Origin of the sequence: Dyella sp. (assembly GCF_036746095.1) — a bacterium.
In the GTDB taxonomy this organism is placed as follows: Bacteria; Pseudomonadota; Gammaproteobacteria; order Xanthomonadales; family Rhodanobacteraceae; genus Dyella_B.
Map to the genome: position 1 here is coordinate 25,982 of NZ_DAIOEU010000024.1, position 14,233 is coordinate 40,214.

General features: G+C 61.0%; 11 protein-coding genes. 7 read left to right on the forward strand and 4 right to left on the reverse strand.

The window, feature by feature from the left end:
* Positions 1-29: 29 nt before the first annotated feature.
* The 7 genes from V7M64_RS11610 to V7M64_RS11640 all read left to right on the forward strand — a co-directional run bounded on the left by V7M64_RS11610 (position 30) and on the right by V7M64_RS11640 (position 9,265).
* Positions 30-914 (forward strand): sugar phosphate isomerase/epimerase, encoded by an 885-nt coding sequence (locus tag V7M64_RS11610; protein ID WP_333679306.1) that lies wholly within the window; start codon positions 30-32, stop codon positions 912-914.
* Positions 915-946: 32 nt separating this feature from the next.
* Positions 947-2,638, forward strand: coding sequence for a GMC family oxidoreductase (locus tag V7M64_RS11615; protein ID WP_333679307.1), 1,692 nt, complete (start codon positions 947-949; stop codon positions 2,636-2,638).
* 14 nt (positions 2,639-2,652) lie between these two features.
* On the forward strand, positions 2,653-3,243 hold the full coding sequence (locus V7M64_RS11620; RefSeq protein WP_333679308.1) for a gluconate 2-dehydrogenase subunit 3 family protein: 591 nt from the start codon (positions 2,653-2,655) through the stop codon (positions 3,241-3,243).
* A gap of 256 nt (positions 3,244-3,499) precedes the next feature.
* On the forward strand, positions 3,500-4,555 hold the full coding sequence (locus V7M64_RS11625) for a sugar phosphate isomerase/epimerase (RefSeq protein ID WP_333679309.1): 1,056 nt from the start codon (positions 3,500-3,502) through the stop codon (positions 4,553-4,555).
* Positions 4,556-4,557: 2 nt separating this feature from the next.
* Positions 4,558-5,454 carry a TIM barrel protein gene (locus tag V7M64_RS11630; protein ID WP_333679310.1) on the forward strand — a complete coding sequence of 299 codons (897 nt, stop codon included), beginning with the start codon at positions 4,558-4,560 and terminating at the stop codon, positions 5,452-5,454.
* Positions 5,455-5,474: 20 nt separating this feature from the next.
* Positions 5,475-6,260 (forward strand): DUF1080 domain-containing protein, encoded by a 786-nt coding sequence (locus tag V7M64_RS11635; protein ID WP_333679311.1) that lies wholly within the window; start codon positions 5,475-5,477, stop codon positions 6,258-6,260.
* Between the two features lie 512 nt (positions 6,261-6,772).
* Entirely contained in the window at positions 6,773-9,265 is a 2,493-nt protein-coding gene (locus tag V7M64_RS11640; protein WP_333679312.1) for a TIM-barrel domain-containing protein, read from the forward strand.
* A 150-nt stretch (positions 9,266-9,415) separates the two neighbouring features.
* On the opposite strand, the gene ssb is transcribed toward V7M64_RS11640, so the two are convergent.
* From ssb to glpD, 4 genes are all read right to left on the reverse strand, one after another.
* Positions 9,416-9,940 carry a single-stranded DNA-binding protein gene (gene ssb / locus V7M64_RS11645; protein ID WP_333679313.1) on the reverse strand — a complete coding sequence of 175 codons (525 nt, stop codon included), beginning with the start codon at positions 9,938-9,940 and terminating at the stop codon, positions 9,416-9,418.
* Positions 9,941-10,191: 251 nt separating this feature from the next.
* Positions 10,192-11,688 carry a glycerol kinase GlpK gene (gene glpK / locus V7M64_RS11650; RefSeq protein ID WP_333679314.1) on the reverse strand — a complete coding sequence of 499 codons (1,497 nt, stop codon included), beginning with the start codon at positions 11,686-11,688 and terminating at the stop codon, positions 10,192-10,194.
* 14 nt (positions 11,689-11,702) lie between these two features.
* Complete coding sequence (locus V7M64_RS11655; RefSeq protein ID WP_333679315.1) at positions 11,703-12,548, reverse strand: MIP/aquaporin family protein; 846 nt, start codon at positions 12,546-12,548, stop codon at positions 11,703-11,705.
* Positions 12,549-12,707: 159 nt separating this feature from the next.
* A complete protein-coding gene (glpD, locus tag V7M64_RS11660) occupies positions 12,708-14,216 on the reverse strand; it encodes a glycerol-3-phosphate dehydrogenase (protein WP_333679316.1) in 1,509 nt (502 codons plus the stop codon).
* Between the last annotated feature and the right edge of the window lie 17 nt (positions 14,217-14,233).

The following is a 14,233-nucleotide window of genomic DNA, read 5'->3' on the forward strand; positions in this document are numbered from 1 at the left end:
TGCATCCCCACCGCCCAAGAGAAACCCCTATGACGATGACTCGCCGGCAGTTCCTATCCAACTCCCTACTTTGCGGTACTGCCGCGTGGCTTGCCGGCAGCACCTCCGGCAAGCTCCTGGCTGCCGGAACGCAAGGCAGGCCGCTCGGCATCCAGCTCTACATGGTGCTGCAGGCGTACCAGAGCGATCCGATGGGCACGCTCAAGACGCTCAAGTCGATCGGCTACAGCGAGATCGAAGCGATCGTGACCAGCACGGCGCAATCGCTGCGCGATCAATTGAAGGAAGCCGGCCTCGCCTGCCCCAGCCTGCATTTCGACAGCCTCGGCATCGAGCCCGGACTCGAAGCCGCGCACGTGCTGGGCACGCAATATTTCGTCAGCAGCATGCTGCCGGCCTTCATGCAGAAGATGGATGGCAAGAGCAAAGGCGAACCTACCTATTCCCTCGATGAGGCCAAGCGCACCGCGGCATTCGCCAACCAGATCGGCGAAAAAGCCAAGAAAGCAGGATTGCAGTACGCCTACCACAATCACTATCGCGAATTTACCCACGTCGGCCAGGGCCAGACGTTCTACGACGTGCTGCTGAAGGAAACCGATCACGACCTGGTGAAGTTCGAACTCGATTGCGGCTGGGTGCACGTCGGCGGCAAGAAGCCGGTCGATATCTTCAAGGCCAATCCCGGCCGCATTCCGCTGATGCACGCCAAGGACTTCCTGCCCACCCACCCCGCCAACGAACATCCCGGCGCCGAACTCGGACGCGGCACGCTCGACTACAAGCCGATACTCGCCGCGGCAAACCAGGCCGGATTGAAGCACTGCTTCGTCGAGCAGGAAGGTCCATATACCCGCATGAGCCAGCTCGATGCCGCGCGCGTCGACTACGACTACCTCCGTCCGCTGCGCTGACCGGCGCAGCTCCGAGCGAGAAAGGGAAGCACATGGACAACAACACCTATGACGCGATCGTCGTCGGCACCGGCGTCAGCGGCGGCTGGGCTGCCAAGGAACTGACCGAGAAGGGCCTCAAGACCCTGGTGCTGGAGCGCGGCCCCATGGTCAAGCACGGCGACTATCCCACCGCGATGAAAGCGCCGTGGGAGCTGCCTTACGCCGACGAGCCCACGCGCGAGGACATTGCACGCCATCCGATCCACACGCGTCCGTCGTTCTACGGCATCAAGCAATCGACCAAGCACTGGTTCGTCGATGACATCGACAACCCGTATGAAGAAACCAAGCCGTTCGACTGGTTCCGCGGCTATCACGTCGGCGGCCGTTCGCTGATGTGGGGGCGGCAAAGCTATCGCTTCAGCGAAATGGATTTCGAAGCGAATGGAAAGGAAGGCATCGGTGTCGACTGGCCGATCCGCTACGCCGACCTGGCGCCGTGGTACGACTACGTCGAGGAATTCATCGGCGTAAGCGGGTCGATCGAACACCTGCCGCAATTGCCGGACGGGCAATTCCTGCCGCCGATGGAACTCACCTGCGTGGAGAAGGATTTCCGCGACAAGCTGTCCGACAAGTTCGGCCGCAAGCTCATCATCGGGCGCACCGCCAACCTGTCCGCACCGCTCAGGCACGACAAAAGCCCGCAGCGCGCGCCGTGCCAGTACCGCAACCTGTGCATGCGCGGCTGTCCTTTCGGCGCCTACTTCAGCAGCAATTCCTCTACCCTGCCCGCGGCGGAGAAGACCGGCAACATGACGCTGGTGCCCAATGCGGTGGTGCACGAGCTGATCTATGACAACACCAAGGGCAAGGCGACCGGCGTGCGCGTACTGGATGCCGAGACCGGCCACCCGACCGACTACTTCGCACGCGTGATATTCCTTTGCGCTTCTACCTTCGGTACGGCGCAGATCCTGCTCAATTCCACTTCCAGCCGCTTTCCCAATGGTTTCGGCAACGACAGTGGCGAGGTGGGCCACAACATCATGGATCACATCTTCGGCAACGGTGCGCGCGCACTGGCTGAGGGCTACGAGGACCGCTACTACAGCGGCCGCCGGCCCAACGGCTTCTACATTCCGCGCTACCGCAACGTCGGCAAGGACAAGCGCAAATACCTGCGCGGCTTCGGCTACCAAGGTGGGGCCAGCCGCGATGACTGGACACGGTTGGTGGACACGCCGGCGATCGGTGACGAGCTGAAACGCGCCGCCGAAACACCTGGCCCCTGGATGGTATCGATGATGGGCTTCGGCGAAATGCTGCCCTCGCATCGCAACTACGTCACGCTGGACCGCCACCGCAAGGACAAGTACGGCCTGCCGCTGCTCAACTTCGATGCCGCGCACCAGGAAAACGAAATCATGATGAAGAAGGAGATCATCAGCGACGCCATGGAAATGCTCAGCGCCGCCGGTTATCGCGACGTGCATTCGTTCGAGATTCCCGCCAACGTCGGCGCCGGCATCCACGAAATGGGCACCGCACGCATGGGCCGCGATCCGAAGACCTCCGTGCTCAACGCCCACAACCAGATGCATGCGTGCAAGAACGTGTTCATCACGGATGGCTCCTGCATGGCGTCATCCGCCTGCCAGAACCCGTCGCTCACCTATATGGCGCTGACCGCACGCGCAGCCAGCCATGCGGTGGACGAACTCAAGCGCGGCAATATCTGAGGAGAAGAAGAACCATGAACCGTCGCGAATGGTTGAAATGCATGTCCATGCTGGCCGCCGGCGCCGTGGCCGCACCGTCGCTGCTGGCTGTGGTCGATGCGCACGCCGCTGCGCAGAACGGCGATGCGGGCATGCCGTTCTTCAGCAAGCCGCAAAGCGACCTGATGTCCGCCGTGGTCGACATCATCATTCCGCGTTCCGATACGCCGGGCGCGGTCGATGCAGGCGTGCCGCGTTTTATCGACCTGATGTTCCGGGACGTCTACACCAAGGAAGAACAGCAGAACTACACGCGCGCTCTCGCCGCCTTTGAAGAAAAAAGCGGCAAGGCTTTTTTGCAGCTGGATGCCGCGCAGCGCAAGGCGCTGGTGACCGAGTTGCATCAGGAAGCACTCGCCCAGAGCAAAGAGATTGATCCGGTCTCGGCCGCTGCGTTCGTGATGACGACCAAGAAGCTGACGATGCTGGGCTACTTCATGTCTCAGCCGGGATGCACGCAGGTGCTGCAATACGTTGCGGTGCCGGGTGCGTACCATGCCGATATTCCGCTGTCGCAAGCGGGTAATGGCAGGGCGTGGGCGGTTGAGACGCAGTTGACGATATGAGGCTCGCAGTGACTGGTCAAAGCGGAACGTCATTCCGGCGAAGGCCGGAATCCATGGTTGTAGTCACGATAGATTCCGGCCTTCGCCGGAATGACGTTGGGCAGGGAAGCCTCTTGCGGCAAGCATTGAGATTGCACGCTAAAGCACAACCAACCCCTCCTCGACCCTCCCCTGCTGCCGCGGGGGAGGGAGCGGCTTTCCGCTCCAGCAAACATCATTCATCCATGAGCCCATCGCACATAGCGGGTAACCACGCATGAAAACCCTCAAGGGCCCAGGCATCTTCCTCGCCCAGTACGCCGGCAACGCTCCGCCATTCAACACGCTCCCTGACATTGCCCGCTGGGCGGCATCGCTGGGTTTCGTCGGCGTGCAGATTCCCTCCAACGACAAGCGCCTGTTCGATTTGGAAGAAGCCGCCGCCAGCAAAACCTATTGCGACGACATCGCTGGCATGCTGGCCGAACACGGACTCGCCGTCACCGAATTGTCTACGCATCTGCAAGGCCAACTGGTGGCCTCGCATCCGGCTTACGACCGCCTGTTCGATGGCTTCGCGCCCCCTGCACTGCGCGGCAACGTGCAAGCGCGCCAGGCCTGGGCGGTGGAACAGCTCAAGCTCGCGGCCAAGGCGAGCCAACATTTCGGTTTGTCTGCGCACGCGACATTCTCCGGCGCACTGGCATGGCATTTGTTTTATCCCTGGCCGCAACGCCCGGCCGGCTTGATCGACGAAGCCTTTGCCGAACTGGGCAAACGCTGGCGCCCGATCCTGGATGCGTTTGACGACGCGGGTGTGGACGTTTGCTACGAATTGCATCCGGGCGAAGACCTGCACGATGGCGTGACCTTCGAGCGCTTCCTCGATGCCGTCGACCATCATCCGCGCGCCAACATCCTGTACGACCCCAGCCACATGGTGTTGCAACAGCTGGACTATCTTGAGTTCATCGACATCTATCACGAGCGCATCCGCGCGTTTCACGTGAAAGATGCCGAGTTCCGTCCGAACGGGCGCGCCGGCGTGTATGGCGGCTACCAGAACTGGATCGATCGCCCCGGACGTTTCCGCTCGCTCGGCGATGGGCAGATCGATTTCCGCGCCGTCTTCAGCAAATTTGCGCAGTACGACTATCCTGGTTGGGCGGTGCTCGAATGGGAGTGCTGCCTGAAAGATCCCCAGCAAGGCGCCAAGGAAGGCGCAGCCTTTATCCGCGAGCACATCATCAAGGTTACCGATCGCGCGTTCGACGATTTCGCCGCGACCGGCGCCGACCGCACTTTCAATCGCCAACTGCTGGGGCTTGAATAACCATGTCCGACGATTCGCAAGGCATGACCCGCCGCGAGGCACTTGGCCTGATCGCCACGGCAACGGCATTCGGCGCCACGGCAGCACTGGCGCCCGCCGAACGCGCCTTCGCCGCCACCGAGAAGGCTGCTCACGGCCGGCTCAAGCAATCGCTGAGCCGCTGGACCTCCAACGCGCCGCTACCGGAACTGTGTAAGCGCCTCAAGGCCATCGGCTTCGTCGCTGTCGATTTGCTGTATGCCGACGAATGGGCGGTGGTCAACGACAGCGGCTTGAAGGTGTCCATGGGCTATCCCGCACGCCGCGATGATTTCATCACCATGGGCTTCAACGACCCGGCCAATCACGCCACGTTGCTGAAAGAGCTGGAGACGACCATCCCGCTCGCCAAACAGGCTGGCGTGACGAACGTGATCACGATGTTCGGCAATCGAAAGCCCGGCATCGACGACAACCAGGCGATCGACAACTGTGTCGCGGGCCTTTCGAAAATCGCCCCGCTTGCGGCCGAAAACGGCATCACGCTGTGTGTGGAACTGCTAAACAGCAAAGTCGACCATCACGGCTATCAAGGCGACCACACTGCGTTTGGCGTGGCGGTGATGAAAGGCATCAACTCACCCAACGTCAAACTGCTCTACGACATCTATCACATGCAGATCATGGAAGGCGATGTGATCCGCACCATCCGCGACAACATGCAGTGGATCGGCCATTTCCATACCGGCGGCGTGCCGGGCCGGCACGAGATTAACGGCACGCAGGAACTCAACTATCACGCCATTGCCAAGGCGATTGCGGATCTGAATTTCCAAGGCTACATCGCGCACGAATTCATGCCGACGCGGCCTGATCCATTCGCCTCGTTCGCCGAGGCGTTCAAGATATGCACGGTTTGATTCTTTTCACGAGGTTATTCATGAAACAGCGAATCGCGCTTATTCCCGTCTTGCTCGCGGCCATGGCCCCGTCGCTGGCTTTGGCGCAGACCACCCCTGCCGCGCAGACGCCCGAAGCCACCGAGCAATGGCAGCCGGTGCCGAAGATCATCACCCCCGGCAAGCAGGACAGCGCCCCGCCTTCGGATGCCATAGTGCTGTTCGACGGACACGATCTCAGCCAATGGGAAAGCGCCAAGGATCATTCGCCTGCACGCTGGAAAGTCCACGACGGCGTGGTCACGGTCGACAAGCCCAGCGGCAACATCCAGACCAGGCAGAAGTTCAAGAACTACCAGCTGCATCTGGAATGGAAAGTTCCCACCAACATCACCGGCGAAGGCCAGAAGCGTGGCAACAGCGGCGTGTTCCTGGCATCGACCGGACCGGGCGACGAAGGATATGAACTCCAGGTGCTGGATTCCTTCAACAACAAGACCTACGTCAACGGACAAGCCGCCAGCATTTACAAGCAGACGCCTCCACTGGTGAACGCGATGCGTCCACCGGGCGAATGGCAAATCTACGACATCGTCTGGACAGCACCGGTGTTCGCCACGGATGGAACACTCAAATCACCTGCCTTCGTCACGGTATTCCACAACGGCGTACTCGTGCAGAACCATACCGAGCTCACCGGTGAGACGTTCTACATCGGCAAGCCGAAATACAAGCCCTACGATACGGCGCCGATCAAGCTGCAGGCGCATGGCGATCCATCCCCGCCCATCAGCTTTCGCAATATCTGGGTGCGTCCGCTGGACTAAATATTTGATTCGTCAGCCCAGCAAAAGCTCACTGGTGTCCGGCGCGGGTTTTGCAAAGCCGCAGCAAGATGTGGATATGACGCAATTTAGTGCTTTTCTATCGAGGGCAAGACTCAAAAATCCCCGTAAGGCCGTCATTCCCGCGAAAGCGGGAATCCATTTTGCTCTGGTGCATCCTGAAATGGATTCCCGCTTTCGCGGGAATGACGGCCGTATGGGTTACCGCAGACGTACATGAGGCTACGCAAATTCCTTGCCGGACAGCAGTGAGCAAAAGCTGGGATCCAGTGCCCTTGGCGCTTTGAAAGTCGCGGGATCCAAGCTTTCGCTGGGATGACGGGACATACAGGCATCTCTTGGCGAATAGGCGGGCGTTATGTTTTCTATCAAACGCTATTGCTAAAGCACAAAGTGCGGCCGTCTTTCACTTTTTGCCTGAGCGGCTTTTATGCAATCTTCGATGCGGTCATTTGGCTCGGCAACAGACGCCTGCCACATCGGGGAGAGAAAAAATGCAGATCGCGCGTATGGTGAATGTTCGGAACGGTTCCGACCGGATAACCGGTACGCGGTTTCGCGGCATGCGCAGGCTGATGGCTTCCGGACTTGCCGCGCTACTGCTGGCGGTCTCGTTGAGCAGCGCGGCAATAGCCCAGAATGCCCCGCTGGTGCTGCAACGGCATGGCAGAACCATTTCACTGGAACCTTATGCCCCGAACATCTTGCGGGTAACGATAAGTATCGACCGCACAGCCGCCACCGCTGCGCCTGGATACGGGTTTGTAGCGAAGCCATCGGAGCAAGGCTGGTCGTATACGCGCGATGTAACGGGCGAGGAGATATTCCGCTCGGCGAAAATGATCGTTCGCGTAGGCCCGGCGGAACTCGCGAAAGATCAGGTGCCGCAGCGCATGCCGCTGGATGTGCTCAACAACCAGCTGCGTGAAAAATACTTTGGGGGACCCCATAAGGAAGGCCCCCACGACGACGCATTGCAGGTCACCACGGCCGACGGCAAGACGCTACTGCATATGCGTACGTGGACGATGGCACCGGAGCGACCCGACGTTGCGCATGCGGATGCGGGTGCCACGGGTTACCGCGTCGCAGCCACGTTCGATTCGCCGGCAAACGAGCATTACTACGGGCTCGGGCAACAGCAGAAAGGGTGGATGGATCTACGCGATCACGAGATTCGCTGCTGGCACGACTACGGCGCCGTGGGCGGCGAAAACGTCTGCGTTCCTTTCATGGTATCGAGTCTCGGCTACGGCCTGGTCTGGGACAATCCATCGAAAACGACCATCGACCTCGGTTTCAATGGCCAGAACGTGTGGTCATCGGAGGTAGGCGACCGCATCTCCTATTTCATTATTGCGGGAGACAACACGGACGAGATTTACACCGGTTACCGTCTGCTCACGGGCGCGACGCACATGCTGCCCAGGACGGTCTATGGCTATATCCAGAGCAAGGCGATCTATCCGACCCAGGCACAGGTGTTGGCGGTTGCCAACGAGTACAAGAAGAAGCATCTGCCGCTGGGCGTGATGGTAGTGGATTTTCTCAACATGACCGAGCAAGGCAATCTCGATCTGGACCCGGCGCGCTGGCCGGATCCTGCCGCGATGAATCGCCAACTGCATGCGATGGGCGTCGACACGCTGCTGAGCGTATGGCCGCATTTCTCGAAAGGAACGCTGTTCTACGACATGCTGGCGAGCAAAGGCTGGCTGGTCCATACACCGGATGGCAAGCCGGACTCGGGGTGGTACAAGGCCGTCATCGGGCCGAATATCGACACCACCAATCCGGCAGCGGCAAAATGGTTCTGGGAAAAAATCCGCGACCGCTACATCAAGCCGTACGGCTTCGATTATCTATGGCTGGATGAAACCGAACCGGACGTCGATCCGGCGAAGGATGTGTTCTGGATCGGCTCCGGCACGCGCTTCTATAACGTGTACCCACTGTTCCACACGGCTTCCGTATACGAAGGATTCCGGCGCGATTTCGGCGATAGCCGCAGGGTCTTTATCCTGGCGCGCGCGGCGTATCTGGGTGCACAACGCAACGGCACCGTGTTCTGGTCGAGCGACATCGTATCGACCTGGGACATGCTCAAGCGCTCGATTCCCGCCGGTTTGAATTTCACGGCAACAGGGTTGCCGTATTGGGATACCGATATCGCCGGTTTCTTTTCGCCGGTGATTCCCGCCGATTACCATGCGGCACATAAGCCTTTGGTCGACGGATCCGACGTGCGCGGCACCATTGGCAACTATGAGGATTACCCGGAACTCTTCGTACGGTGGTTCGAATGGGGCGTCTTTCAACCGATCATGCGCGCGCACGGCGAAAGGAATCACAATGAAATTTGGTCGTACGGCAAGCAAGCCGAACCGATCCTGGCGAAATACCTGAAGCTTCGCTATCAGCTGCTGCCCTACACGTATTCCGTTGCCTATCGCAGCTACCAGACCGGCGCGCCGTACATGCGCGCGCTGTTCATGGATTTCCCGTCCGATCCGAAGGTGGCGGATATCCCCGACGAATACATGTACGGGTCGGCGTTCCTGGTGGCGCCGGTGACGGAGCAAGGCGCCACCCATCGCACCGTCTATCTGCCGGCAGGTTGCGACTGGTACAACTACTGGACCAATCAGCGACTGCACGGCGGACAGACCATCGACGTGGAAGCGCCCATCGATACACTGCCGCTGTTTGTAAAGGCAGGCAGCATCGTGCCGTTGGGACCGGACGACGGGAGCGCCGGGCAAACGCAGAAAATCGTCTCCGTAAAGGTGTACCCGGGAGCGGATGGCCACTTCGCTCTCTTCCAGGACGACGGGAAGACCTACCGCTACGAGCGTGGCAACTATTCGCTTACCAAACTGACTTGGAGTGACGCCGCTCATCGACTGACGCATGAAGGGGCGCCTGCCTGGCGTGGGCCTGATGCGTCCGTGGTGACCGTCATCGGAAGTTCTGCGAGCGGCCCATGATTCACAATGCCTTTGGGATGTGTCTTTCGATTTTGCCTTCAGCGCGACGCAGCAACGTTTGTCCGGCAACAAGGCTGAAGGGCTAAAAAGAAAAGGCCCTGCAGATGGGGCCTTTTCTTTAGCTTATATACCGGCTTCGAGATGCGCGCTTCAGAACGGAATATCGTCATCGTCGAACTGGTTGCCGCCACCCATCTCCGGCGGCGGTGCCGACTGGCGCTGCGGTGCACTGCCGTAGTCATCGCGGCCCTGCTGGCGCTGGCCGCCACCGCCACCGCCACCGCCTTGCGAGCGTTCGCGATAGCCGCCGCCACCCGTGCCGCCACCTTCACCGCCACCCATGCCGCCAAGCATCTGCAACTCGCTGGCGATGATGTCGGTGGAATAGCGTTCCACGCCTTGCTTGTCGGTGTATTTGTCGGTGCGCAGCGAACCTTCGACGTACACCTGACGACCCTTCTTGAGGTATTCGCCGGCGATCTCGGCGAGGCGCCCGAACAACTTCACGCGATGCCATTCGGTGCGTTCCTGCTTCTGGCCGCTCTGCTTGTCGGTCCACTGCTCGGAAGTGGCCACGCTGAGGCTGGCGATGGCGGTGCCGCCAGCGGTGTAGCGCACTTCGGGGTCTGCACCAAGATTACCGACCAGGATGACTTTGTTGATACCGCGTGCCATGTAATGACCTCGAAAAACTGAATCAGGATAGGGGCTTTCCAAACCGTGCCCATGAGCTTAGGGCGTTCCCTGGATGCCTAGCCAGCGCCCGCAGGCGCCATCGGGCATAGGCCCATGGCCCGCCATGATACACGCCCGCCCCCTGATCCCATGTCCGCGATTCAGAACCTGGCCACCGCAGCACCAACTGTGGCGCCGTGGCTGGCCGTGGTACCACCGGGCATGGGAAGCCTTTCTCTTATCGAACCACGTCAGATCTTGAAAGCCATCGTCGCCTCCACGGCCTGCTTCCAGCCCGCGTAGAGTGATTCGCGTTGCGCCTCGGGCATCGCCGGTTCGAAACGGCGGTCAATCGCCCAGTGGCGCGCAATATCTTCGCGGCTGGGCCAGAAGCCGGTCGCCAGGCCAGCGAGATACGCCGCGCCAAGCGCCGTTGTTTCGGCCACTCTGGGCCGCAGTACCGGCACGTTGAGAATGTCGCTTTGGAATTGCCCGAGGAATCCGTTGGCGATGGCGCCACCATCCGCGCGCAATTCTTTCAGCTTGATGCCTGCATCGCTTTCCATCGCGGCAAGCACGTCGCGTGTTTGGTATGCCATCGACTCCACGGCGGCGCGAACGAAGTGTTCCTTGGTGGTTCCGCGCGACAGACCGAACACTGCGCCGCGTACGTCGCTGCGCCAATACGGTGCACCGAGCCCAACGAACGCCGGCACCATGTACACGCCTTCGTTGGTCTTGGCGCGCTCGGCGTATTCCTCCGAGTCGCCGGCGCGGCCGAGCATGCGCAGGCCATCGCGCAGCCATTGGATGACCGAGCCGGCCACGAAGATCGCGCCTTCCAGCGCGTATTCCACTTTGCCGTCCACGCCCCAGGCGATAGTGGTGAGCAGGCCGTTGTTGGAAGCCACGGCTTTGTCGCCGGTATTCATCAGCATGAAGCAACCGGTGCCATAGGTATTTTTCGCCATGCCGGGCTCGAAACACGCCTGGCCGAACAATGCGGCTTGCTGATCACCGGCCACGCCGGCGATCGGTACTTCCTGGCCGAGGAAATGCTGGCCGAGCGTCTTGCCGTAGATTTCGCTGCACGAACGCACTTCCGGCAGCATGGCGCGCGGCACGTCGAGCATGGCCAGCAAATCGTCATCCCAGTGGCGCTCGTGGATGTTGTACATCAGTGTGCGCGAGGCATTGGTGTAATCGGTGACGTGAACCTTGCCGCCGGTGAGGTTCCAGATCAGCCAGGTATCGATGGTGCCAAACAGCAGTTCGCCACGCTTGGCGCGTTCGCGCGCGCCGTCGACGCGGTCGAGTATCCACTTCACCTTGGTGCCGGAGAAATACGCATCGATCAGCAAGCCCGTCTTGGCGCGCACCATGTCGTTATGGCCGGCAGCGATCAGTTGATCGCAGATCCCGCGCGTCTGGCGCGATTGCCACACGATGGCGTTGTAGATCGGCTGGCCGGTGGCCTTGTCCCACACCACCGCGGTTTCGCGCTGGTTGGTGATGCCGATGCCGACCACCGAACGCGGATCGACTTGCGCGTTGTTCATCACCTCGGTGACGGTGGTGAGCACGCTGGTCATGATTTCGCGCGGATTGTGTTCCACCCAGCCCGGCTGCGGAAAAATCTGCCCGAATTCGCGCTGCGCCATGCCGACGATGCCGCCGGTGCGATCGAACAGGATCGCGCGTGAACTGGTGGTGCCCTGGTCGATCGCCAGGATGTATGACTTGTCCATGCAAGGACTCCTGATCAGCGAGTGGTGTCGGCCACGGCGCGATCCGCGCCACTGGCCGCTTGCGGCGATTGCAATGCACGCAGGCGTGCCGGCAGGAACGGATACACCAGCCATTGGTAGGCAGCGCCACCGATCACGCCGCCAATCAGCGGGCCGACGATGGGAATCCACCAGTAGTTGTCCGGTGACGGCAATGCGGAAGAACCCCAACCGGCAAAATAGGCGAACAGGCGCGGACCGAAGTCGCGCGCCGGGTTGATGGCCCAGGCTTCCAGATAACCCATCGATGCACCGATGGTGGCAATCAGCAAGCCGATGATCAGCGCACCGGAATTGGCACCCGGCGCCATTTCGTTGTACTGCTCGGTGATGGCGAAGATGCCGAACAGCAGGAACGCGGTGAGGATGACCTGGTCGAGCAGCGCGTGCATCGGCGTGACAGCCAAGCCAGGGTGCGTAAAGAACACGGCGGCTGCGCCGCCTGCTTCGCGCGTGAGCTGATGCGTCTGGAGGTAGTGATCGATCACCGGCGAAAACAGCACGTACACAATGGCTGCGCCGAGAAACGCACCCACCACTTGCGCGATGCTGTAGGGAATCACCTTCTTCCACGGAAAACCGCGGAATACCGCGAGCGCCAGCGTCACGGCGGGATTGGCATGCGTGCCGGAGACCGCGCCGGTGACGTAGATGGCAAGCGTCACCGCCAGGCCCCAGGCGATGCATACGCCCCAATAGGCGTTCGCATAGGGGCTGGGGTCATACAGCACGTACATGCAAGCCACCGAGTCGCCGAGACCAATGATGATGAAGGTGGCGATCGCTTCGGAAATCAGTTCGCCGATGCTTTGGCGCGTCATGGGGTTGGCTCCGGGCGTTGCGTGATGGGCAAGCGATTCGTGCGGTACGGCATGTAATCCTTCCTTTTGACTATCCTCATCCTATTGCCGTCATTTCGCGCGAAAGCGGGAATGACGGGCGGGTGGATTGAGGTTTCATGAAAAAACATAGCTCTTGGCTTAAACAAACGAAGCACGACGTGACGACGCGTCGGCGAGATAAGCAGCAAGACGCCTCACTTGTTCCGAAGTAAGACGCAGCCCAAGCTTGCTACGACGCCAGAGCACATCGTTCGCATCGACAGCCCATTCCAAGGCGCGCAGATAGTCCACCTCGGCCTGGTAAAGATCGGCGCCGAAGTGCTCGCCCAGATCCGGCAACGAACGCGCCTGGCCGAGAATGCGCGTAACGCGCGTGCCGTAGCTGTGCACCAGGCGCCACGCCATCGGTGCCGGCAGCCAAGGGTGCGCGGCCTGCAGCTCACCCAGCAGGGCACTTACATCGCGGCGTTCGCCGCCGGGCAGTGGATGGCCCTGCGATGTCCACGCTTCCGATGCATGCGGAAACAACGGCGCCAGGCGATCCATGGCTTCCTCCGCCAGCTTGCGATAGGTGGTCAGCTTGCCGCCGAAGACGTTGAGCAGCGGCGCGGCATGCGGATCCAGTTCGAGCAGGTAGTCGCGCGTGACTTCCGACGCGTTGCCGGCTTCATCGTCCAGCAGCGGACGCACGCCGCTGTAGCTCCACACCACCTCGGCCGGCGTGATGCTGCGCTTGAAATAGCGATTGGCCGCATCGCACAGGTAGCGCGTTTCATCGTCGCTGATATGCGGCGCAGAGGGATCGTCGCGGTAATCCAGGTCGGTGGTGCCGATCAAGGTGAAGTCGGTTTCGTAGGGAATGGCGAACACGATACGGCGATCGGGTTGCTGGAAGATGTACGCATAGGGATGCTCGAACAGGCGCGGCACGACGATGTGGCTACCCTTGACCAGGCGCAAGGCGTGGTCGTGTCCGACCTTGGCCACGTCGTCGAGAAATTGCACCGCCCAGGGACCGGTGGCATTGACCAGCGCTTTGGCACGAATGGTGAAAGCTTCGCCCTGCGCCGATTGCAGTTGCGCGGTCCAGCCTTGCCGATCGCGTTCGGCGCTCACGCAGCGGGTGTGGGTAAAGATGGTGGCGCCGCGTTCCATCGCATCCATCGCGTTGAGCACCACCAGCCGCGCATCCTGTACCCAGGCGTCGGAATAGACGAAACCGATATGGAATTCGTCGCGCAGCGGCACGCCTGATTTATGGCGCTTCAAGGATACGCGCCGCGATTTCGGCAAGCTGCGCCGGCCGCGGCCGAGGTGGTCGTAGAGGAACAGGCCCAGCCGGATCATCCACGCCGGCCGCAGATGCGATTGATGTGGCAGCACGAAACGCAGCGGCCAGATGATGTGGGGCGCGGCGCGCAGCAGCACCTCGCGCTCGGCCAGGGCTTTGCCGACCAGGGCGAACTCGTATTGCTCCAGGTAGCGCAAGCCGCCGTGGATCAGCTTGGTGCTGGCGCTGGAGGTGTGCGCAGCCAGGTCGTCGCGCTCGCACAGGCATACCGAGAGTCCGCGCCCAGCCGCATCCCGCGCAATGCCTGCGCCGTTGATGCCGCCGCCTACCACCAGTAGATCGAACTGCTCGGTCATGAGGTGTCCCGGACTGC